General features: G+C 45.3%; 17 protein-coding genes and 1 other annotated feature. All 17 genes read right to left on the reverse strand.

Translation table 11 applies throughout. The features are described from left to right. Positions 1-3: 3 nt before the first annotated feature. A complete protein-coding gene (locus MKZ16_RS25900) occupies positions 4-2,703 on the reverse strand; it encodes a valine--tRNA ligase (protein ID WP_076105532.1) in 2,700 nt (899 codons plus the stop codon). A 103-nt stretch (positions 2,704-2,806) separates the two neighbouring features. Further along, positions 2,807-3,090: a binding site (T-box leader), on the reverse strand. 194 nt (positions 3,091-3,284) lie between these two features. Next, positions 3,285-4,655 carry a LysM peptidoglycan-binding domain-containing protein gene (locus MKZ16_RS25905; RefSeq protein ID WP_076105533.1) on the reverse strand — a complete coding sequence of 457 codons (1,371 nt, stop codon included), beginning with the start codon at positions 4,653-4,655 and terminating at the stop codon, positions 3,285-3,287. A gap of 332 nt (positions 4,656-4,987) precedes the next feature. Then, on the reverse strand, positions 4,988-5,923 hold the full coding sequence (locus MKZ16_RS25910) for an RluA family pseudouridine synthase (RefSeq protein ID WP_249267762.1): 936 nt from the start codon (positions 5,921-5,923) through the stop codon (positions 4,988-4,990). Continuing rightward, complete coding sequence (hemL, locus tag MKZ16_RS25915) at positions 5,920-7,206, reverse strand: glutamate-1-semialdehyde 2,1-aminomutase (RefSeq protein ID WP_076105548.1); 1,287 nt, start codon at positions 7,204-7,206, stop codon at positions 5,920-5,922. Before hemL ends, MKZ16_RS25910 begins: the two co-directional genes overlap by 4 nt. A gap of 97 nt (positions 7,207-7,303) precedes the next feature. Further along, positions 7,304-8,302 carry a porphobilinogen synthase gene (gene hemB, locus MKZ16_RS25920; RefSeq protein ID WP_038573042.1) on the reverse strand — a complete coding sequence of 333 codons (999 nt, stop codon included), beginning with the start codon at positions 8,300-8,302 and terminating at the stop codon, positions 7,304-7,306. Between the two features lie 866 nt (positions 8,303-9,168). Beyond that, positions 9,169-10,716 (reverse strand): uroporphyrinogen-III C-methyltransferase, encoded by a 1,548-nt coding sequence (cobA, locus tag MKZ16_RS25925; RefSeq protein WP_076105550.1) that lies wholly within the window; start codon positions 10,714-10,716, stop codon positions 9,169-9,171. A gap of 5 nt (positions 10,717-10,721) precedes the next feature. Next, positions 10,722-11,675 carry a hydroxymethylbilane synthase gene (gene hemC / locus MKZ16_RS25930; RefSeq protein ID WP_076105534.1) on the reverse strand — a complete coding sequence of 318 codons (954 nt, stop codon included), beginning with the start codon at positions 11,673-11,675 and terminating at the stop codon, positions 10,722-10,724. 906 nt (positions 11,676-12,581) lie between these two features. Next, complete coding sequence (locus tag MKZ16_RS25935) at positions 12,582-13,229, reverse strand: NAD(P)-dependent oxidoreductase (RefSeq protein ID WP_076105535.1); 648 nt, start codon at positions 13,227-13,229, stop codon at positions 12,582-12,584. A 5-nt stretch (positions 13,230-13,234) separates the two neighbouring features. Next, positions 13,235-14,062, reverse strand: coding sequence for a cytochrome c biogenesis protein CcsA (gene ccsA, locus MKZ16_RS25940; protein WP_036685126.1), 828 nt, complete (start codon positions 14,060-14,062; stop codon positions 13,235-13,237). Between the two features lie 5 nt (positions 14,063-14,067). Next, positions 14,068-15,465, reverse strand: a complete 1,398-nt coding sequence (hemA, locus tag MKZ16_RS25945) for a glutamyl-tRNA reductase (RefSeq protein ID WP_076105536.1) — start codon at positions 15,463-15,465, stop codon at positions 14,068-14,070. An 841-nt stretch (positions 15,466-16,306) separates the two neighbouring features. Continuing rightward, positions 16,307-16,912: a YdcF family protein gene (locus MKZ16_RS25950; protein WP_179090022.1), complete on the reverse strand. Its 606-nt coding sequence runs from the start codon at positions 16,910-16,912 to the stop codon at positions 16,307-16,309. A 42-nt stretch (positions 16,913-16,954) separates the two neighbouring features. Next, on the reverse strand, positions 16,955-17,950 hold the full coding sequence (gene rfbB, locus MKZ16_RS25955; RefSeq protein WP_076105538.1) for a dTDP-glucose 4,6-dehydratase: 996 nt from the start codon (positions 17,948-17,950) through the stop codon (positions 16,955-16,957). A gap of 28 nt (positions 17,951-17,978) precedes the next feature. Then, entirely contained in the window at positions 17,979-18,539 is a 561-nt protein-coding gene (gene rfbC / locus MKZ16_RS25960) for a dTDP-4-dehydrorhamnose 3,5-epimerase (protein WP_076105539.1), read from the reverse strand. Positions 18,540-18,559: 20 nt separating this feature from the next. Further along, positions 18,560-19,438: a glucose-1-phosphate thymidylyltransferase RfbA gene (gene rfbA, locus MKZ16_RS25965; RefSeq protein WP_076105540.1), complete on the reverse strand. Its 879-nt coding sequence runs from the start codon at positions 19,436-19,438 to the stop codon at positions 18,560-18,562. Positions 19,439-19,460: 22 nt separating this feature from the next. Continuing rightward, positions 19,461-20,486: an SDR family NAD(P)-dependent oxidoreductase gene (locus MKZ16_RS25970; protein ID WP_076105541.1), complete on the reverse strand. Its 1,026-nt coding sequence runs from the start codon at positions 20,484-20,486 to the stop codon at positions 19,461-19,463. A 17-nt stretch (positions 20,487-20,503) separates the two neighbouring features. After that, positions 20,504-21,859: a UDP-glucose/GDP-mannose dehydrogenase family protein gene (locus MKZ16_RS25975; RefSeq protein WP_076105542.1), complete on the reverse strand. Its 1,356-nt coding sequence runs from the start codon at positions 21,857-21,859 to the stop codon at positions 20,504-20,506. A 20-nt stretch (positions 21,860-21,879) separates the two neighbouring features. Next, positions 21,880-23,229: a hypothetical protein gene (locus tag MKZ16_RS25980; protein WP_339814913.1), complete on the reverse strand. Its 1,350-nt coding sequence runs from the start codon at positions 23,227-23,229 to the stop codon at positions 21,880-21,882. Positions 23,230-23,248: the final 19 nt, after the last annotated feature.

Raw genomic sequence — 23,248 nt, forward strand, 5'->3', positions numbered from 1 at the left:
CTCTTATCCTCTCAGCTCTGCTATGCGGGCAAGTACTTTCTCACGTTTGGCAGAATAATCTGCCTGCTTCGCCTGCTCCTCTTCGATAACTTTTGCGGGAGCTTTGGCCACGAAGCCCTGATTGCTCAACTTTTTCTCTACGCGTTCTACTTCGCTGTTCAGCGTCTGCACTTCTTTTTCCAGACGAGCGATTTCTTGTTCAATATCAATCAGCCCCGACAAAGGCAGAAGCAGTTCCGCTCCCGTTACTACAGCGGACATTACCTTGTCTGGCGTTTCCGGATTCAGACCAGCTTCGAAAGAAGAGGTATTGCAGAAACGTCCAATGTAGTTGTCGTTACGAGTAATGATGCTCAGCGTTTCTTCATTGCTCGCTTTAATAATCAATTCAACCTTCTTGCTCATCGGTACGTTCACTTCAGCACGGATATTACGAACGGCCCGGATTACATCCATCAGCAGGTTCATTTCCGCTACCGCTTGCGGGTTCTCCAGAGCAGCATCATACTCAGGCCATGCAGCCAGAGTAATTGTCTCTCCTTCATGCGGCAGATGCTGCCAGATTTCCTCCGAAATAAACGGCATAAACGGATGAATCAAGCGCATCGTGCGGTCGAGTACATAAGCAAGTACGGACTGTGTCTTCGCTTTGGCTGCGGCATCCGTTCCGTAAAGCGACAGCTTCGCGAACTCAATATACCAGTCACACAAATCGTCCCAAATGAAGTTGTACAGCTGGCGGCCAGTCTCGCCGAACTCGTACGAGTCAATTAGACGCGTAATTTCACGAGAAGTTTCGTTCAGGCGGTGTAAAATCCAACGGTCAGCCGTAGTTAGCTCACCAGTAATGTCAATATTCTCGAAGCTAACCCCTTCAAGATTCATGAGGGCGAAGCGTGACGCATTCCAGATCTTATTAGCGAAATTACGCGCCTGCTCTACCTTTTCCCAGCGGAAGCGTAAATCCTGACCCGCTGTGCTGCCGGTAGAAATCATATAACGCATAGCATCTGCGCCGTACTTCTCGATAACCTCAAGCGGATCTACACCGTTGCCGAGTGATTTGGACATTTTTTGTCCCTCAGCATCCCGTACCAAACCATGCATCAATACGTCGGAGAATGGTTTCTCTCCCGTGAATTCCAGTGCCGAGAAGATCATCCGCGCTACCCAGAAATAAATAATATCGTAGCCCGTTACGAGCACATCGTTCGGATAGTAACGTTTGAAATCTGCGCTGTCTTCATTCGGCCAGCCTAGGGTTGCAAACGGCCAGAGGTTGGAGCTAAACCAAGTATCCAGAACATCCTCGTCCTGTTTCAAGTCGGTTAGGCCGCTGATCCGGCGCGCTTCTTCCTCATCATTCGCCACAACCAGCTCACCGGTAGATTCAGAATACCAAGCCGGAATACGATGTCCCCACCAAAGCTGACGGGAAATACACCAGTCGCGTACGTTTTCAATCCAGTTCAGGTAGGTTCTTTCGAACCGTTCAGGTACAAAGTTAACCCCATTACCATCCTTCTGTGCATTGATGGCAGCTTCGGCGAGCGGCTGCATCTTCACGAACCATTGTGTGGACAGGTACGGCTCAACAACCGCTCCTGAACGTTCACTGTGTCCAACTTGATGCACATGATCTTCAATGGAGATCAGAACACCCTGCTCTTTCAGATCCGCCGTGATGGCCTTACGGCATTCACTCCGGTCTTGACCTTGGTAAGGTCCTGCTTCTTCGTTCATTGTGCCGCTCTCATCCATTACGTTGATCTGCGGCAGATTATGACGTTGACCTACCTCGAAGTCATTTGGATCATGAGCTGGCGTGATCTTAACCGCACCGCTGCCAAACTCTTTATCTACATACTCGTCAGCGATAATTGGAATCTCCCGGCCGATAATCGGCAGGATCAGCGTTTTGCCAATCAGATCTTTATAACGATCATCCTCAGGATGAACAGCAACTGCCGTATCACCCAACATCGTCTCCGGACGTGTGGTCGCTACAGTGATATGTCCGCTGCCATCTTTAAGTGGGTAACGCAGATGGTACAGATGACCGTTAACTTCCTTATATTCAACCTCGATATCCGACAACGCCGTACGAGCCGCCGGGTCCCAGTTGATGATACGTTTACCGCGGTAGATCAAGCCTTTATTATAAAGCTTAACAAATACCTCGCGAACTCCCTTCGACAAACCCTCATCGAGGGTAAAACGCTCGCGGGAGTAGTCAAGGGAAAGTCCCATTTTAGCCCACTGCTCATGAATGGTGTTTGCGTATTTGTCTTTCCAATCCCACACCTGCTCCAGAAACTTCTCACGTCCGAGGTCATGTCTGGAAATCCCCTGCTCGCGCAGCTTCTGCTCTACCTTCGTTTGTGTTGCAATACCTGCGTGGTCCGTACCTGGCAACCAAAGCGTATCGAAGCCCTGCATCCGTTTGGTACGAATCAGGATATCCTGTAATGTGAAATCGAGCGCATGCCCGATGTGCAGCATTCCTGTTACGTTTGGCGGCGGGATCACAATGCTATAGGCTTGAGCATCCGGACGCTGGCCTGCACGGAAATATCCGCCCTCTGTCCAGTAGGAATACCATTTCTGTTCTGCTGCCTTCGGATCATACGTTGTTGGCATCTCGTTTTTAGATTCATTCGTAGCGGCAGCATCTGCCGCTGTTAGATGGTTTTGGTCAGCCATTCTCTGATACCTCCACTAGTTTACTTGTAGTTGCTTATAGTTGTTAATAAAGTTGCTGTATAGAGCGCACAGGTCTCTGAAAAAAACAAAAAGACCCCTCGTCTCAAAGGACGAAAGGTCATTCTTTCGCGGTACCACCTTTGTTTCGCGCCAATGAAAAATAAAACTACACTTCTTACCCAACGGATTCAGAAGCTTAGCGCGACACTCGTACAGATAACGGCTGCTACCGGCCACAACCTAACTTATCCTTCATAGATATGAAGATAAGCTCAGAAGGGCGACTCCGGGGCGACTTCGGGGGCTGTTTCCTACGGAATGTCACAGCACTTGCAATTCCGCTCTCTGAAGGGCTGACCGCCTACTCTTCCCGTTCCCAGTCTTTACTTAGATATTGCTTACTCCATAATACATTTTGAGCCCCCCCTAGTCAACCTGGATACGCCTTTGCAGCGGGACTTTAGGCTGAATTTCGACTTATTTCTTCTGAAGCATTCATTCCAACAATGAAACAGCAAAAATCCCGACCCTAATACCTGATCGGGATTCACCTATTCATTTGTGTACGCATCACGATTCGATTACGGGATGTACAACACTTGGCCTTCCTCTACACTCTGCCCGGACAAGCGATTATACATCACCAGCTCCCGCGCACTTAGCTGATACTTCTCTGCAATGGTATCCAGTGTTTCTTCACGCTGTACAATACACAGCCGAACTTTGCGGAACATGTTAGCTCCGTCCGCGCTGGCAATGAATCTGCTCTTCCATTCCGTATTATTACCAACCTCTGGAACGTCCACTGCTGCAGATGTGTTTCCTTCCGACTGCAGAGCTTCCTGCTCTTTACGGACACGACTGGAGCTTAGTAAAGAGGAGAAGGTGAGATGTTCTTTTTCCGGAACCTCTGCTTCTTTTTTACTGCCCAAGGCGATCTTAAGATCTTGTTTCTCCTCATGAGAAGCCACACTCTCTTGTGAAACAAAAACTTCGTTCGCATTCTCATGGATGGGTTCAGCATTCTCATCCTGTTCATGAAGCTCATGATTAGCCTCACTCTCAGAAGCAAATACAGGTATATCTTGATTCGCTTCTGCACTAGCCGTTGGAACAACGGTCTCTCTAGAAGCAAAAGAATATTCCTCTTCCGGCTGCTGCTTCTCTTCGCTCACATAACTTGCTTGATTCAGCTGGGACACTTCAGCTTCCTTGATCTGTGGCTCGGCTTTAAACCAGTAATCGGATAAACCCGCTTTGGCATCCTCTGCTTGTGACTCTAGACTATGTGTCCGGGCTTTTGCGCCCTTGTCCTTCTCCTGAGCGGATGAGAAATTGACTACAGGGGACGTATGAGCCGCTCCGCTTGAGACTAGTAACTCTTGTGCGTCCTCAGCCGCATCGGCCTGTTCATGTTCTTCTACAGCAACCTGTGATGCATCTTCACCAAAGGTCCACTGTGAATTTTCATAAAGGGTATCATTTTCGTGTTCTTGGTGCTCAGCAGTTGCTTCTATCACCCTGTCATCATTAACAGGAGAATAGGCGACTGTATACTCCTCTTGCTGCCAGGCCGGTTGAGGTTGAGGATCCGTACTACCGATCCCCCGCAGCGATAGTACGCCTGTTATATTCACAGTGCGCATCGTGAGCAGATCAATATCAAAATTCTCGATCTCCACCCCAATATCTTCAATCGAGCTGACGCGTGTAAGCGGAACAGTGATTTCGACGGGAATGGCATGCTCCAGACGTTGTGTTCGGTCATCTTCACTCCGGTAAAGCCCGGTAAGCAACAGCTGACCATATAACTCGGCCCGATCCTCCCGCTGAATCACCTGAATTTCCGGAAGTAGTTCAACCTCCTCCAGCTCAGCTATTCCCGGAAGCTCTTCCGAAAGGTGAATGCGTTCGTAAATATCAAACCGCAAGCCGTGGGACTGATCAAACACGGGATATGTCCTCCTTCTTGGCATAATCTAACCCTGAGACAGGCCCAGAGCATAAGCCCAAAATGTTACTCCCCACATGTATATGCTTCAAACAGAGAGGCATGACAACTTTGGTAGTACTAACCGGACAGGATGCTAATAAATTTCATGAATTTAAGAGCTCATCAAACCTTAAGCCTGCTGATAGATGCACTACTTCGTAAGAACAAAGTATTATATGCTGCTTTTATTAATAAGACATGGATAGATGTTTTTTTTCTGAAAAAAATAGAAAAAGAACAGCAAAACCAGCTTTTGCTGATTCTACTGTTCTTTAGTTGCTTACGTATCCGTCAGGGTGCTTCAGACAGCAGCTCTCGCAGCTGCAGCATATCCTCCGGCCACGGATCGCTGACTTCCAGCTGTTCTCCGCTCCAAGGATGGCGGAAGGACAACGACTCGCCATGCAGGGCATGGCGGCCGGCAGCGCTGGAAGCCCAAACCGGGCCGCCATATAGTTCATCCCCATACAAGGGATGACCCATATGGCTGAGATGGACGCGAATCTGATGCGTCCGCCCGGTCTCCAGCTGCACATGCACCAGGCTTCCGCCATGCAGTGCCTCGCGCTCGATGATTCGCGTCGCGGCAGATTGTCCGCCGGGCGAGACCCGTCTGCGCGCAGCGTGATGCCGATCGCGCCCAATCGGGGCATCGATCACCTTAAGCACAGGCGGCACTGTGCCTTCGACGATCGCGGCGTAGTGCCGTGATATGCTTTTTTCACGCATATTCTCGTCCAGAACTAACTGTGCGAACTCATTTTTTGCATACATCACCGGACCCGTTGTATCTTTGTCCAAGCGGTGAATATGGCGCACAGCCACACTCTCGCCGGAAGTGATATAATGCGCAGCTACGAGGTGATCCAGAGTTACACCTGTTCCACTGCCATCTGGATGAACCGCCATCCCAGCTGGTTTATGAGCTACCAGGCAAAAATCATCCTCGTACAGCACCTCAAGCTCTTCCCATATCGGTTCAATCCCCGCTTCACGATCGGGAAAAAGTGCCAGCCGAAGCCGGTCACCTTTCCACTGAATACCTCCCTCGCGGCGTAACCGCAGATGAAGTTTCTCGGGCATGCCCACAGTTTCTAGCAGCCACTTATCAATCGTCGCCTGCGTATCCTCAGCTCCAGTAATGATTTTGCCGGGTGTTACCTCCAGCCATTCTCCACGCCGAGTCCAAGCGCCACCACCGGTTGTTTCTCCGGCTCCGATGCTCAAAGGGCCTTCAGGGCATTATAATGGCCCTCAATGGTATCATCAATATCCTGCTCACTATGTGCAGCCGATACGAACATACCCTCAAACTGTGAAGGTGGCACACTGATGCCTTGGCTCACCATATGACCAAAATAACGACAGAAAAGATCCGTGTCACTCGTCTTAGCCGTTTCAAAATTGATTACAGGTCCTTCAGTGAAGAATGGACAAACCATTGATCCTACCCGGTTGATCGTGAGCGGAATGCCAGTCTCGATTGAATTCTTTCTCAAACCCGCTTCCAGACGTGCACCCAACTGTTCCAGTCGGTCATATACTTCCGGTGTCAACAGCTTGAGCGTAGTATATCCGGCTGCCATCGCTAATGGATTACCACTTAGTGTGCCCGCCTGATAAATCGGTCCAGTAGGAGCGATTTGCTCCATGATCTCTCTTTTCCCGCCATAAGCACCCACTGGAAGTCCGCCGCCGATAACTTTGCCAAAACAAGTAATATCCGGAGTAATCCCGAACAAGCCTTGAGCACAGCCGCGATTAACACGGAAGCCTGTCATAACCTCATCAAAAATAAGCAGCGAACCATTGTCAGAAGTTAATTTACGCAGCCCTTCCAGGAAGCCTGGAAGCGGTGGAACAACGCCCATGTTGCCGGCAATCGGCTCTACGATCACTGCCGCAATCTCATTGCCAAAACGTTCGAAAGCAATCTGAGTGGACTCCAAATCATTGTAAGGAACCGTAATGGTATTCATTGCAACGCCTTCTGGGACACCCGGGCTATCCGGCAATCCCAATGTAGCTACACCAGAGCCAGCCTTAATAAGCAAACTATCCGCGTGACCGTGGTAGGAGCCTTCGAACTTCAAGATCTTGCTGCGTCCAGTGTAACCACGTGCCAAACGAATCGCGCTCATCGTAGCTTCCGTTCCGGAGTTAACCATGCGCACGATATCTACAGATGCCACACGTTCAACAACGGTTTTTGCCATTTCCGTTTCGAGTAGCGTTGGGGCGCCAAAGCTTGTCCCTTTTACCGCCGTCTCCTGCAATGCCTTCACAACCTCAGGATGCGCATGACCCATAATCAGCGGACCCCATGAGAGCACATAGTCGATAAAGCTGTTGCCGTCGATATCAAAAATACGCGAACCGATCCCATGATCCACATAAATCGGAGTCAGACCTACGGATTTAAACGCCCGTACAGGGCTGTTCACCCCGCCGGGAATATATTGTTTTGCTTCATCAAAAGCCTTCCGGGACGCTTCCTCTTTACGCGCCATTGGCACATTACTCATGTATCTTCACTCCTATTCTCTTCTTGGTTACACAAGCTTGTACAAACATATATTAGCTGCCGCGATGTCGGTGTGATGAAGATTAGCCTCGCAGCCAGCGGGCTGCATCTTTTGCAAAATAAGTAATAATAATGTCCGCACCAGCGCGTTTCATGCCCGTCAGCATTTCCAGCACAACGGCTTGCTCGTCGATCCAGCCTTGTAATGCCGCTGCTTTTACCATGGAATATTCTCCACTCACATTATAAGCCACCAAAGGAAGATCAAACTGATCACGAATCGTACGAATCACATCTAGGTAAGCCAGGGCTGGCTTCACCATTAACATATCCGCGCCTTCCAACACATCGGATTCTGCTTCACGGAGCGCTTCGCGCAGATTGGCAGGGTCCATTTGATACGTTTTGCGATTCCCGAATTGTGGCGCTGAATCCGCTGCTTCGCGGAAAGGGCCATAAAATGCCGAAGCATATTTGACCGAATACGACATAATCGGCACATGCTCAAAACCGTTCTCATCAAGTCCCGCACGAATCGCGTGAACGAATCCATCCATCATGTTGGAAGGGGCGATAATATCTGCTCCAGCTTTTGCTTGGGATACCGCCGTACGAGTCAAAAGCTCCAGCGAAGCATCGTTGATAACATCGCCATGTACCACACCATTCACCGTATGCGTATGCACCATTCCACAATGTCCGTGATCCGTAAATTCACAAAGGCAGGTATCTGCAACGACCAACAGCTCTGGGTACCAGTGCTTGATCAAGCGAGTAGCCTCTTGCACAATTCCATCCTCTGCAAAACCGGAAGAACCGATAGCATCCTTCGTCTCAGGAATCCCGAACAACAATACAGCCGGGATGCCTAGTGCGGCGATCTCGTCCACTTCTGCTTTTAACGTATCCAGCGAAAAATGATACACGCCCGGCATCGAGCTAATCTCATTCTTCACACCTGTTCCATAAGTCACAAAAATAGGCTGTACCATATCCAGCACATTCAGTATCGTCTCCCGCACCATGCCACGAATTCCAGCAGAACCGCGCAAACGGCGGTGACGTGTAATTGGAAAGCTCATTTGTTCATCCTCCTGAAAAATAAAATATAAAACCAAATTATGTGTCTGGCAGCAAACCACAACTAGCCGCAGCCAAGTCCAAATTAGCCGCAACCAAACCGCCGACCACTGGCTAACTGCGTATAGTTGTAGTTTGTGCAACTATCTCGATGTTTTGTCCTAATTGTAAGCTTTAGTTGCATTCTCTACAGTTATTTATTACAAAAGAGCGAAGATTCCTCATTTAGCGGATATTTAATTGTACATACTACAACTAAACTCGACTTTAGCTGATATATAGGAAATTTAATTGTATGAAGTACAACTAAAACTAAAATTCAAGCAGATCTGATCACATTAACCTACTGCATATTCTCTACATACCAGTTAGTTTACAACCAAATATTATACTCCGAACTCCATAAGTAACTACTTTCGGAGTTCAATTTATATGTTACTTGAAGGTTGCGATGTGGCACTTTTGAGCGTAGATATAACGGCGAGCAAACCAACACATGCAATTAGTAAATGTAAGCGCAGACTCAACTACCAATTCACACGTAAACCCAACTATTTAGCAACTACCAGCTCACATGTAACCACCAACTATTCAGTAACTACGAACTCACATGTAACCACCAACTATTTAGTAACTACCAACTCACATGTAACTACGAACTATTTAGTAACTACGAACAAAACTCTAGCCTGTAATGTAACTAATTATAAGCTGAGCGCTATATTTCTAAGCAGGCACTGCCTTTCTCCGTTGAACAGCTACTACTCTCCCCGCAGAGTAATCAGCTTCTACCTTCCCACCAGAAAGTAAGCTAAACAAGCCAAGCTCACCAGTAAACTATTGCTTCGTTCTATCCTCGATCCGAGCGCTACTGCAGCTGAGTCTCCGCATTCCAGCGGCAGAGCTCCTGCACCAAACCATCTATGGTTGCCTCTTCAGGCAAGAGTCCCGGTGTCAGTCCCGCTTCTACCGCAGTCTGCTCCGTTAACGGGCCGATGCAGGCGATTTTCACGTTTGCAAGTAGCGGGAGCGGTTCTTCAAGTCCCATCCGTTTCAGGATGTGTATGAAATTACGCACGGTTGACGAGCTGGTGAAGGTTACCGCGTGTACGCGACCTTCCTCTAGCAGCTTCAACAACTCGTCGTCATCCTCACCAGTGACAACCGTCTCATAAGTATCCACGTCTGTCACCTGTAGGCCAAGCTCTCTCAGCTTGTCCGGCAGCCAGTCCCGCGCCAGATCGCCGCGCGGCAAAAGCACGTTCTGCCCCGGCAGCAGCTGGGGACCGAACGTCTCAATCAGACCTTCCGCCTGAAACTTCGCCGGAAGTTCCTCAGCGATCACCCCGCGCTGCGCCAGCGCGGCGGCTGTGCCTGGCCCCACCGCTGCAATACGCGCGCGGTGTAGCCCGCGAATGTCCGCCCCCAGCTCCGCCAAGTGGCGCCAAAAAAACTCCACGCCGTTCGGGCTAGTGAAGAATACCCAGTCGTACGATTCCAGCGCGCCAAACGCCGCTGCAATCTTCGCCTTCTTCTCTGCCCCTTCCGGCATGATCGTCTCGATCACCGGGAACTCGTAGGGTTCCCCGCCGAGTTCTTCAATTCTATCCACCAGCTCGCTTGCTTGGCTGCGAGCCCGTGTCACCACGATGCGTTTGCCGAATAACGGCATCGCCTCGACCCACTTCAGCTGCTCACGCTGCAGCACCACGTCGCCGACGACGATGACTGCCGGCGGCTGAAAATCCGCCGCCTTCACCTTCGCCTCAATATCGGCGAGGGTTCCCGTCAGCGTCTCCTGATCCGCGCGGGTGCCCCAGCGCACAAGTGCCACTGGTGTTTCTGGCGGCCGCCCGTGCTTGATCAGCTGAGCGCTGATATAACCTATTTTAGCTACGCCCATCAGAAACACTAACGTGCCTGTGGCGTTCGTTACTTTATCCCAATGTATGGAATGATCCAGTTTATCCGGACTCTCATGCCCGGTGATAATCGACAGGGAAGAGGCATGATCGCGGTGCGTAACAGGTATACCCGCATAGGCAGGTACACTGATCGCTGACGTGATGCCTGGTACGATTTCGTAATAGATCCCATTTTTGCGCAGCAGCTCCGCTTCTTCACCCACTCGGCCAAAAATCGTAGGGTCCCCACCCTTAAGCCGCACCACTGTTTTCCCCTGTAAAGCCAAATCAACTAACAATTGATTAATCTCTTCCTGCTTCATCGTGTGGCGATCCGGGAGCTTGCCCACATAAATCTTCTCCCCGCCGGGTTTCATGCATTTCAGCAATCTAGGACTTGCCAAGCGATCATACACCAGTACGTCGCTTTTTTGGATACACTCGAGGCCTTTCACAGTAATCAGCTTTGCGTCCCCGGGACCTGCACCTACCAAATAAACCTTCCCCGTCAATCCACTCATCCCCTAACGTCTGACAGTATCTTCTCCGCTCCTCTTGCAATCAGCTTTTTAGCGACTTCTTCGCCGAGCTGTACCGGGTCAATCCCCGTGCAAGTTTCTTTCAAAATCGTTGAACCGTCCGGTGTTCCCACCATCCCCGTTAACGAGATTACTTTGTGCTCAGCGGTAGCAGCTTTGTCGGCTGCGTCAAGCACCGCATGAGCACCAATCGGCACTTGGCAGCCGCCATTCAGCACGCCAAGGAACGTGCGCTCCGCCGCTACCGTCAACGCCGTATCGGCATCGTTGTATAACGCCAGCAGCTTCCGCAGGTCAGCGTCATCTGCGCGGCACTGGATGCCGAGTGCACCCTGCCCTACTGCGGGCAGGCAAACCTCCGGCGGCAGGTAGGCGCTCACGCGATCCTGCCAGCCCATGCGCGACAGCCCCGCCGCTGCCAGCAGGATTGCGTCGTATTCCCCGCTCTCCAGCTTGCGCAGCCGCGAGTCAATGTTGCCGCGCACGGGCTCAATGACCAGATCAGGCCGCAGCGCAGCAAGCTGGCTGGATCGGCGTAGGCTGCTTGTGCCTACGCGTGCACCCTGAGGCAGCTCGTCTAGCGAGACGCCTCCGTTAGAGATCAAAACATCACGCGGATCGACACGCTTCGGCACAGCACCATTGATCAGCCCATCCGGTAACTCGGATGGCATATCCTTCATGCTGTGCACCGCCATGTCGATTTCTTTTTCCAGCATCGCTTGCTCGATTTCCTTCACGAACAACCCTTTGCCGCCTACCTTGGATAAAGTAACGTCAAGAATGCGGTCACCTTTGGTGACGATCTTTTTCACTTCAAAAGTAAATCCAAAACCATGCTCTTCGCTAAGTCGCTCCAAATCAGCAATCACATGTCCCGTTTGCGTCAACGCAAGCGCGCTCTGTCTACTCCCCACTATAACCTTACGCATTGTCCATTCCTCCTGGTAACGTTCGCCTCTTACTCTTCACCACAGAACCTTGCACTAGAAATCCAAACCCAAACTAACCAATTAACTACTCTCACTCTAAAAAAGGCATTATTGCCTTTGAATTCGCTACTTCGGATGACTCCCACCAACCTGAGGCATTCTTGCCTTTCATTTGGCTCCTTCGGCGACTGTGGCTCGTTTAGAGGGCATTGTTACCGTTCATTCCGCCATCACAGCTACTTAAGTCCAATTCAACGGGATTTATACCGTTCATTCCACCCTCTAAGCCACTTCAGCCGAATTCAACAGTATTTATACCGTTCATTTCACCAAACTAGCTACTTCAACCCAATTCAACGGGATTTATACCGTTCATTTCACCATTCCAGTTACTTCAGCCCAGTTCAACGGGATTTATACCGTACATTCCGCCATTCCAGTTACTTCAACCCAATTTAACGGGATTTATACCGTTCATTTCGCCATTCCAGCTACTTCAACCCAATTTAACGGGATTTATACCGTTCATTTCGCCATTCCAGCTACTTCAACCCAATTCAACGGGATTTATACCGTTAATTTCACCATTCCAGTTACTTCAACCCAATTTAACGGGATTTATACCGTTCATTTCGCCATTCCAGCCACTTAAACCCAGTTCAACGGGATTTATACCGTTCATTTCACCATTCCAGCTACTTCAACCCAATTCAACGGGATTTATACCGTACAATTCACCATTCTAGCTACTTCAACCCAATTCAACGGGATTTATACCGTAGATTCCACCATTCTAGCTACTTCAACCCATTTCAGCCATTCATTATGGTTACCCAAACAACCGCTCATCACTTCATATCTTAATCTAACCCAATTTTCTAATCTTTACAGTGTCCATGCGCACTTTTACTCCAACCGCTGCTCAGCAATCCAAGCGTCCATATCCTCCGGGCTCCACGCTATAAAGGTACCCTTGCTCATCTCGTTCAACACATCCAGCGCCCCAAGCTTCAGCAAAAGCCTTCCACGAACTTCAGCAGAAGGTTCTTTTTCCTTAATCCGGGTTCGCATGGCATGCACAAAATCCAAATATGGCTCATACGCCGCATCCAGCGCTTTTTCAAGCACATTTTTGATCTTCGTTGCCGCAAGCGGGCCAGCACCCGAAGTAGATACAGCTACCGTCAAACGTCCCCTCCGAACCACTCCAGGCGTGATAAAGTTTCCCGCTTCGGCATGGCTGGCCACATTTACATGAATTCCAAGCCGTCTAGACTCCCGCGCAACCTCTTCATTAACCGCCCTATCGTTAGTGGCTGCATATACGAGAAAGGCCCCACGGAGATCTCCGGGAGCATAAGTACGGTCCATCCAGATCAGGAGACCTTTTTCAGCTAGAGAATCAAGCGAATCTGTCAAAGAAGGACTAATCACCTTAACCGCCGCTCCAGCTTCCAACAGCCCGCTCACCTTACGTTCAGCCACGACACCACCGCCAATAACCACACAGTGCTGCCCTTCACAATCCAGCATTATGGGTAAATAACGCGTCATGCCCCTCACTCCCCGCTCCAACCGTGAAAATCAGACCAAGAATTCAACAGAAAATTTAAGATAATAAAAGCATATCCTAAAATCGCCCAGCGAGCCATACTTACTCCACTTTTCCGCCCGGACTTCTTAAAGATAATATAAAATATGTAAATCCCAAGACCGATAAGAGTCGTTAATACTTTTAAATCCTTCAATAAAAGCGTCCGTCCCTCAGATACTATAGATAAACCAGCCACCACCAGTGATATTCCCAGCAAAGGAGTGCCCACCAAAATAGCGGTGTAAGAGTATTTATCTGTAGTCTCCAGGTTCGGCAAACGACGGATCCGGTCGCTCCATTTCTTGCTTTTGAGTCTGGTGTGCAGGAACAAGTACAATATTGCAAAAACCGTCCCTAACGTCAGTGCTGCAAAACTCATATTTGCCAAAATCACATGCATCGTCAGCCAGCCATACACCGCACTCCAAGTCTCAAGCGTATGCCCACCCGCCGTCAGCCACACCCGATTAAGCAGAAAAACACTAAACCCGGCCATACTGAGCAGCAAAATCGTAAACTCGCCTCCACGTGTAAAAGCCACCGCAAGCGAAGTCAGCACAATACTAAACGCAAACCAAAACAAGAAATCATAAGGTGTGAAAATAGGCAGGCCTTTCTCCTGAGAGAAACGAATTCCAAGTCCTGCAACTTGCAAAAGACCTACAACAACAAGAAGCCCCGTGCCTAGCCGCTTCCCACCCGGACTCCTTTTAAGGCAATCCGAGAAAACAAACAGCAGGCTCAGGGCATAGACCAGCAGAGCGGCATCATATATTCCGTTCAGCAGTTGCATATTATTCACCCACCCAGCAAGCCTGCCGGAGCAAGTGCCGTCTTAGGCACAGAAAAATCAGCGCTGCCAGCCGTACGTTCTCCAGAACTAGACTCCTTAACCGAGGCAATATCTCCATCATCTGAATCGGATTTGAGCTGTTCCTGCAATGCAAAGATTTTGGAAAAATAATCAAGAGCTTCATTCCCCTGCTTACCGCCGGACAGCTCTTTAATTACATTGATCGGATCATGCATCATCTGGTTCACGATACTTTTAGTCAGACGGCGGATTACTTTCCGCTGATGCTCGTCCAGCTCGGGCAGCTTATTGAACAGACTCTCCATCGTTTCTTCATGAATCGTATTCGATTTATCCTGGAGCGCCCGGATCACCGGTCTTACCCCAAGCGTCTTGAGCCACAGCTGGAACTCATCCATTTCCTCACTGATCATCACTTCGATCTTCGCAGCTTCACTTCGGCGCATTTCCAGATTGTTCTCCACAATGCCCTCCAGATCATCAATATCATACAAAAAAACATCCGGCACATTTGCCGCCGCAGGATCAATATCACGTGGTACAGCAATATCAATCATAAAAAGCGGCCGCGAAGGGCGGCGTTTCATAGCATGCGCTACCTTATCAGCCGTAAGCACATACCCATCTGCTCCTGTTGAGCTGATCACGATATCTACTTCATTTAGAGTTGTTAACGCATCTTCAATCGTGCTCGGCTTACCCGAGAACTTCTCCGCCAATTCAATCGCACGCGACAGCGTACGGTTAGCGACAATCACTTCTGCCGCACCACTACTGTATAGATGCTTCACGGTAAGCTCGCTCATTTTTCCGGCGCCGAGAATCAGTACTTTTTTCCCAGTGAACATGCCAAAAATCCGCTTGCCCAGCTCCACAGCCGCATAACTGACAGATACTGCACTCTCGCCGATTGACGTTTCACTATGTGCTCTTTTGCCCAGCGTCACCGCTTGCTTGAACAACCGATTGAACCAAGTTCCAGTTACACCCTCAGCCTGAGCTGTGAGAAAAGAACTCCGCACCTGTCCCAGGATCTGCGTCTCCCCAATCACCATGGAATCCAGACCGCAGGTCACGCGGAACAAATGCGCAATCGCCTGTTCGTCTTCATAAATATACATGTGCTGAGCAAATTGCTCGCTTTTCACACCAAACCATTGCTCCATAAAGCCGCGGATGAAATAACCAGCCATATGAAGGCGGTCCATCACCACATAAATTTCCGTACGGTTGCAAGTAGCTACTAAGACCCCTTCTAGCACACCCTTCGTCTTCATCAGTTGATGGAGCGCTGCCGGAAGGTCACTTTCCGCAAAAGCAAACTGTTCCCGAACCTCCACGGGAGCCGTACGATAATTCAGGCCAACGACGACGATGTGCATCGATAGTTCACCATCCTAGTCTCTATAAGTTACTGAAATCCAGTTATATAAATTAATATCTTACATACCGTTCACTTTCACAACATCCCAAAACACTGTGTTAAGTATATCACACGAAAATAAGACTTTTTACAGATTTTTTGAACGCTTTATGAAATCCAGATAATAATTATTATAAATAAAAAACCGTAGGTTCGCTACGGTTAGGATGAGTTATTTTTAGCTAATTTATAAGGTTGTGGAAGTGAGAATGAAATATTATGGCCTACTAGTTCTTAAAATCGTCAAAAAGTCCGTTCTCCAAAAAAAATAAGTCACTGCTAAGTGACTTAAAACTTCTCAGGTTTCTTAACTTTTATCGACGCTACTTCTCCACACCTTTTGCAAAATGTGAAGATAACTGGTGAGCCAAAAGAGAAGGCTTTCCCAATAGGCATGACGTTAGCATATCCGTTGCTCATTTCGCCTTTAGCGAATGTAGTATTCCCACATGATTTACAAACTAAATTGTCTTGACTCATGAGATCACCTCGGAAGTTGGACAAAAATATTAATTATATAGTAGACTCTACCCTTTTTAGAAGTCGCCGATGCTTAGACCAAACTTTAACCCAAACACGATTTTCATCATCTAGATAAAAACGAATATTCACTAATTTTAAAGGCGTCCATATTTCGTTAAAATAGTAATTAGGCATTTGGCGTCTCTCCCACGAGAATAATATTGATATAGTTATAAGTATAAAACTATTAAACAATATTGTTTGTCGTAATGCGCCTTAAGCCAAGATAAGAAAAAAACTGTTTTTGTCGGATTATAGTGTGAACATTCTACAGCAGATTAGCGAAACCAGTTCTTAATCTGATCAAGAGTACTTTTTGCCTCCGGACCATTGTAACCAAAGGTGTTGCCGATCATTTTCACATATTCGTTGAACGTTGTTTCTCTACTTTTTCGGTCACTCCACCAGCGTTTAGCGTTATATCCTGATGCAGAACCCACATACGTCAGCTCGATCTCCGATTTTTTGTACATACGACCAAAAAGAAATTTCACCCTCCGCATGTGAAAGTCAGAGGAAATAACAATCGCAGATTTAAAACCGTATTCTTTCATTATAGGAAGAGTGTGCTCGGCATTCTGATGAGTGCTTTTTGCCGCGTTCTCAGTATAAATAACATTCTGGGGTATGCCTAAGGCTAGGGCATTTTGGACCATGTCACCCGACTTACTTGTAGACTCTTTAGCATTGGAAAGAATTATATAAGGCGCATAGCCTGCTTTATATAACTCAGCTGCCTTTTCTACACGACCTTGACCTCCGCTTAGGACGATGATCACATCTGATTGTTTGGGAGATTCAGTTAGAGCTAAGAAGTGGCCTGCACTGAAGAAACCAGTAATCAACAATAGTAAGCATACGAAAAGGACAAATCTTCTATTCATTAAATTACCTTTTCTTTTCTTAACCGTTAAGTCGTGCATAAATCACTTATGCGATTCGTTACTAAGGATTTGTTGCCACCATTCAGCATTATCAATATACCATTGGATCGTCTGCGCAATTCCTGTCTCAAAAGTATAAGTTGGCTTCCAACCTAAATTCTCAAGTTTCGTTGGATCAATGGCGTAACGTTTATCATGTCCTAATCTATCTGTTACGAATTCAATCAAATCATCAGATTTCCCCAAGGTACTGATAATCGTCTTAACTACTTCAAGATTAGTTCTCTCATTATGACCACCTACATTATAAACTTCACCACTTACGCCTTGGTGCACGACAAGATCAATGGCTGCGCAGTGGTCCCAGACATGGAGCCAGTCGCGAATATTTTTTCCATCTCCGTATACAGGAACTTTCTCTTCGTTTAATACTCTTGAAATGGTTAGTGGAATCAGTTTCTCAGGAAAATGATAGGGGCCGTAATTGTTCGAGCAGCGTGTTATGTTCATTGGTAAACCAAAGGTCTCATAATACGCACGAACTAACAAATCAGACGCTGTTTTGCTAGCACTATAAGGACTGTTAGGCTGCAAAGGTGTTTCTTCGGTAAAAAATACAGTAGGATCAAAATCGAGTTCACCATACACTTCATCCGTAGAGACATGGAGGAATTTAGTAATGCCGAATTTTTTAGCTGCATCCAGTAGTACCTGTGTCCCCATAACATTCGTACGAACGAATATCGCAGGATCAGTAATTGAGCGATCCACATGACTCTCCGCAGCGAAATGAACAACATAATCGAATTTCTCCAACTCAAAAAGTGACAATATTGCCTCTCGGTCAGCAATATCAGCTTGAACAAACCGATAGTTGGATTTGGACTCAATATCCTTATGTTTCGTTAGATCACCCGCATAAGTTAGCAAATCCAAATTCACAATATCATAATGCGGATATTTATCTACCATATACTGTACGAAGTTGCCTCCAATAAATCCGGCACCACCCGTAACCAGCATCTTTTGCTTACTCAATGAACGCACTCCCGATCTATTAGCTTTATTAGTTATTGTAAAAAAAATTCAAATTAGCATCTTTTAATAAAGGCGCCTTCTCATCCTTGGCAGATAATACAGGTGTAATATGAAGAGGCCATTCGATGCCAATAGAAGGATCATTCCACAGAATACCCCCATCACATTCCGGGGCATAAAGCTCATCGCACTTATACTGAACCTCTACGTCTTCTGTTAGCGTCATGAATCCATGTGCGAATCCTTTTGGGATCAGCAGTTGCTTTTTGTTCTCAGCATTCAGTTCAATGCCGAACCATTTACTATAGGTAGGACTACCTTTTCTAATATCTACGGCTACATCAAAAATAGCACCACGTGTACACCGAACCAGCTTCGTCTGTGCCTTAGGATGTAATTGAAAATGCAAACCACGTAATGTTCCTTTAGTCGCAGAGTAGGATTGGTTGTCTTGTACAAACTCCATGTCAATTCCATGCTCTTTAAACTTAGCTCCGCTATACGTCTCCATAAACCAACCACGGTGATCCCCAAAAACAGCCGGTTCAACGACTAATACGCCTTGCAAAAAGGTTTCTGTAATTTTCATCTCTGCCACACTTTCAGTTATTAGTATTGTATTTTACCTGTTGCTACTTTCATCAAATACTGACCATACCCCGTCTTACTTAACTTCTCCCCGCAATTCCACAAGTCTTCTTTAGTAATCCATCCATTAATATATGCAATTTCCTCCGGAGCGGCGATCTTGATTCCTTGATGATCTTCAATAGTCCGTACAAAGTTAGTTGCGTCGACAAGACTTTGATGAGTTCCTGTATCTAACCAGGTGAATCCCCGACCTAGGAGTTCCACATCAAGCTCACCAAGATTTAAGTAAGCTTCATTAATGGAGGTAATCTCCAATTCTCCACGTGAAGAGACCTCAACGTTCTTAGCAATCTCAATAACTCTGTTATCATAAAAATATAGACCAGTAATTGCGTAGTTAGATTTTGGCTGTGTTGGTTTTTCTTCTACGCTCAATACTTTACCTTCTTCATTAAACTCTACCACACCGAAGCGCTCTGGATCTTGCACGTGATATCCGAACACCGTTGCTCCTTGTTGTTTAGAAGAAGCACGTTGCAACATCTTCCGCATTCCATTGCCATAGTAGATATTATCTCCAAGGATCATGGCAACTGAATCATCACCTATAAAAGATTCACCCAAAATAAAAGCCTGCGCTAAACCATCAGGACTTGGTTGAACTTTGTATTGTAATGAGATGCCAAATTGAGAACCGTCACCTAATAAACTTTCAAATCTAGGCGTGTCCTCTGGAGTGGAAATAATTAGAATTTCTTTAATGCCCGCTAGCATTAATGTAGATAGTGGATAGTAGATCATTGGTTTGTCGTAAATAGGTAAAAGCTGCTTGCTTGTGACCATTGTTAATGGATATAGGCGCGTACCGCTACCGCCTGCTAGGATAATGCCTTTCATAATGTCGTAACTCCTCTTCGTATTATTTCTCTTTATAATAATCTACATACCAATTAGCAAATCTCTGTAAACCTTCTTCAATGGAAGTTTTTGGCTTAAATCCTACAGCTTGTTGTAATAAATCCGTTGATGCATATGTTGCTGGTACATCCCCTGGTTTAATAGGCTCAAATACTTTATTAAATATCACTTCTCTACCAGTAGCCTTGCTTAAACACTTTTCTAATGTTTCAATAAATACCATTAACTTTTCCGGGCTGTTGTTTCCTATATTAAAAACCTTATGAGGAACTGCCTCTGTCGGTGCTTTACTTAGAAGTCTCTCAATACCCTCAACAATGTCGTCTACGTAAGTAAAGTCCCGATAAAGATCATTTTTAAAATCACCATTATTAAATATTTTAATAGATTCACCAGCAAAATACTTCTGAGTAAATCCGAAATACGCCATATCTGGACGACCCATTGGACCGTAAACAGTAAAAAAGCGTAGACCAGTAGTCGGTATCTTATACAGATGACTATAAGTATGCGCCATTAGCTCATTCGACTTTTTCGTAGCTGCATAAAGCGATTCCGGATGATCTACAACATCTGATTCTTCAAAAGGAACCTTTTTATTAGACCCATAAACTGAGCTAGATGAAGCATATACAAGATGGTCAACAGGATAATTTCTACAAGCTTCAAGAATGTTAAAGAAACCTACAATATTGCTTTGAATATACACATCTGGGTTCTCTATAGAGTAACGCACTCCAGCCTGAGCTGCAAGATTCACCACAATATTCGGTTTATATTCTTCAAAGATCTTTGTAATCATGTCCTTATCTGATATATCAACTTTTACGAATTCAAAACGGCTAAATAACTTTAGTTGCTCTAAGCGAACGTGTTTGAGGTTGACATCATAATAATCATTTATATTATCAACACCGATCACTCGACTCCCTTGCTCCAATAACCTTTTAGATAAATAAAATCCTATAAAGCCAGCTGTTCCAGTAATTAGATATGTTTTCGTGTGATCTACAGGTATATCATTCAAATAGCTCGCCCCTTCAACTATCTTCCGATGGAATAATACTCCACACCAGCTTCTTTCATATCTTGAACCCCATACAAATTCCTGCCGTCATACACTAACGGCGTTCTCATTAAATCTTTATAAACTTCCGGCTCTATTGCTTTAATTTCTCCCCACTCAGTAAATACAAAACAGACATTCGCACCTTCAAGAGCTTCTTTTATGCTCTCAACATATTTGATACCGCCCTTACCATTCCTACCTTCTGGATACTCCTTAGAAAAATTCACTTTTCCTACAGGATCAAAAGCATAGATTTCTGCTCCCTGATTTAATAACAAAGGTATATTTTCTAGCGAAGCAGCTTCCCTCAAGTCATCGGTCCCAGGTTTAAATGTCAGTCCTAGCACCGCTACTTTTAGACCATTAAAGGTGATAAGTCTTTTAGATGCTTTTTTAAAAAGAATTGTCTTTTGGCTAGTATTGACATCAATAGCTGCTTTAACGGTTTTAAGCTCATATCCATTTTGTCTCGCTAAGTACTCTAGTGCCTTCGTATCCTTAGGAAAACAGCTACCTCCATAACCAATACCTGCATTTAAGAACTTGCTTCCAATGCGTTCATCAAACGACATTCCTCTTGATACATCTTGAATATCTGCTCCTACCAATTCGCAAAGATTAGCAATATCGTTCATGTAAGATATTTTCAGAGCAAGAAAATCGTTAGATGCATATTTGATCATCTCTGCAGATCTTCTTTTAACAGATACAACTGGGATATTAAACGGCTCATAGATTTTCATAAGAATATCTTCTGCCCATTTGCTCTCAGTTCCAATTATGATTCTTGCTGCTTGCAAAGTATCCCTAACAGCTGTACCTTGTGCTAAAAACTCTGGATTAGATGCTACTTCAACTCTGATGTCTCTACCTACTCCATTACCGTTACCAACAAGTTTTTCTCCTTCACGAGGTAGAAAATCATGTATAAACTGCTGCACCTTATCATTTGTTCCTACAGGAACAGTAGATTTAACCACAACAAGGCAATCTTTTTCTATTGTTTCTGCTATTTGTCTTGCAACTGTAGCTATGTATGAAAGATTAGCCGATCCATCAGGCTGCTCAGGAGTTCCAACACCAATAAATATCGCATCTGCTTCTTTATAAGCTGACTTATAATCAGTAGTATATTCAAGTCTACCTGCTGCATAATTCTTTTGCATAAGTTCTTCTAAATCCGCTTCATAGATTGGTGACACACCAGATTTCATCAACTCAACTTTGTTTTCATCGATGTCCACACAGGTTACTTGATGGCCTACTTCGGCGAAACATACGCCTGCTACTAAGCCTACGTAGCCGGTTCCTGCTACTGCTATTTTGAACAAAACAGTACCCCTCCTTCATTCTATATCCGTATTAATTGCTTGATGTCTTTAAGTGTATTGATAATATCTTTTTGCTTTATTACTAAATACACCGAATAAGCTATAACATATATTAATACTGCAGTCCAAGAATTAAGATACCAGCCTGTAATAATAAAAATACATGTTAAAGATAATTCCAAGCCTACATCCTTAAATATTGATATCCCTAATATTCTTGATAAAAATACTTCCGACAGGATGCACTTAAAGACCAATATAAATACAATGGATAGTATTGCTAGATCCAAATTTTTTATTATTACAGTAGTAACCACTGTAATAATAAAGCTCAATAAAAAGGAACATAAATTTAATTTCAACATTAGATTTTCTTTTCTCAAGGTTTTAAAATATGTACTTATCAGAAGTGACATCTTCCCCTCATAAACACACATTGGAAATAGTATCGCCATATACATTAAACTATCCGCATACTGAGGTAACCAGTTTGATAATACAACTTTAAAAGGATAATAACTGATAAGAATACCTAGCAAGATTATCATTAGAAAGTTTCGCATAGTTGCATATATTTTTGGTAGCTTGGTTTCATCCGTTCTTCTAAGAATAGGAAACATAACAATACCTACCGCATTAATAAAAATCATTAGTAGATTAGAAATACTTAATGTTAAGGATACTTTACCAAATGTGGCGACATCCCATGATCGTTCAATTCCGAATCGAACAACTCCAATTATCAACATACTTGCAATAGTTGCAAACATTAGATTTATTCCAACCGTAATATTCTGGATCATTTCTTTAAAGCTAAAGTAATAAGTCGAAAATCTATTAAATACAATATCTTTACAACAATACATAGAGTAAATTAAAGATAGTAACTTCCCAACCAAGTCAGCAATTATCATTAATTTATATTCTCTTACTCCAACAGTTAATAAGATTATGATCAAACAGCAATATATTAACCTATCTAACATTGTTATCTGTGCATATTCTTTAATTCTATTAGTACTTTGCAAAACATAAAGCAACATAAATCTAAGATTTACAATTATCGTACATAAAGCTATCATTTGAAGTATAAACTTTCTATCAACATCAATAATAGCAAAATATGAGATAGTCATTAGAGCTATAACTATTATTAATTGTTGTGCAAGCAACATGTAAAACTGTGAGCAAAATAACTTTTTATCCAAGTCTCTATACTCTTTCCCACCATACCTAAGGTATATTCCATCAAGCCACCCAAAATGTAAAAATCCCACATAAGAAGAATAAAATAAATATAGCTGCCAATATCCATATTCCTTGATACCAATCAACTTTGGTATTATTAGAATTACTAATGTTGACACCATAATAGAAACGAAATTCGAA

It is taken from the genome of Paenibacillus sp. FSL R5-0928, assembly GCF_037970385.1.
In the GTDB taxonomy this organism is placed as follows: Bacteria; Bacillota; Bacilli; order Paenibacillales; family Paenibacillaceae; genus Paenibacillus_AQ; species Paenibacillus_AQ odorifer.

Excerpts from the sequence above, each read along its gene's own strand:
- MKZ16_RS25935 (WP_076105535.1), bottom strand. The coding sequence starts at position 13,229 with ATGACGCGTTATTTACCCATAATGCTGGATTGTGAAGGGCAGCACTGT.
- hemC (WP_076105534.1), bottom strand. The coding sequence starts at position 11,675 with ATGCGTAAGGTTATAGTGGGGAGTAGACAGAGCGCGCTTGCGTTGACG.
- MKZ16_RS25950 (WP_179090022.1), bottom strand. The coding sequence starts at position 16,912 with ATGAATAGAAGATTTGTCCTTTTCGTATGCTTACTATTGTTGATTACT.
- rfbC (WP_076105539.1), bottom strand. The coding sequence starts at position 18,539 with ATGAAAATTACAGAAACCTTTTTGCAAGGCGTATTAGTCGTTGAACCG.
- hemA (WP_076105536.1), bottom strand. The coding sequence starts at position 15,465 with ATGCACATCGTCGTCGTTGGCCTGAATTATCGTACGGCTCCCGTGGAG.
- hemL (WP_076105548.1), bottom strand. The coding sequence starts at position 7,206 with ATGGCGCGTAAAGAGGAAGCGTCCCGGAAGGCTTTTGATGAAGCAAAA.
- MKZ16_RS25900 (WP_076105532.1), bottom strand. The coding sequence starts at position 2,703 with ATGGCTGACCAAAACCATCTAACAGCGGCAGATGCTGCCGCTACGAAT.
- hemB (WP_038573042.1), bottom strand. The coding sequence starts at position 8,302 with ATGAGCTTTCCAATTACACGTCACCGCCGTTTGCGCGGTTCTGCTGGA.
- rfbA (WP_076105540.1), bottom strand. The coding sequence starts at position 19,438 with ATGAAAGGCATTATCCTAGCAGGCGGTAGCGGTACGCGCCTATATCCA.
- ccsA (WP_036685126.1), bottom strand. The coding sequence starts at position 14,062 with ATGCAACTGCTGAACGGAATATATGATGCCGCTCTGCTGGTCTATGCC.
- MKZ16_RS25980 (WP_339814913.1), bottom strand. The coding sequence starts at position 23,229 with ATGGTGTCAACATTAGTAATTCTAATAATACCAAAGTTGATTGGTATC.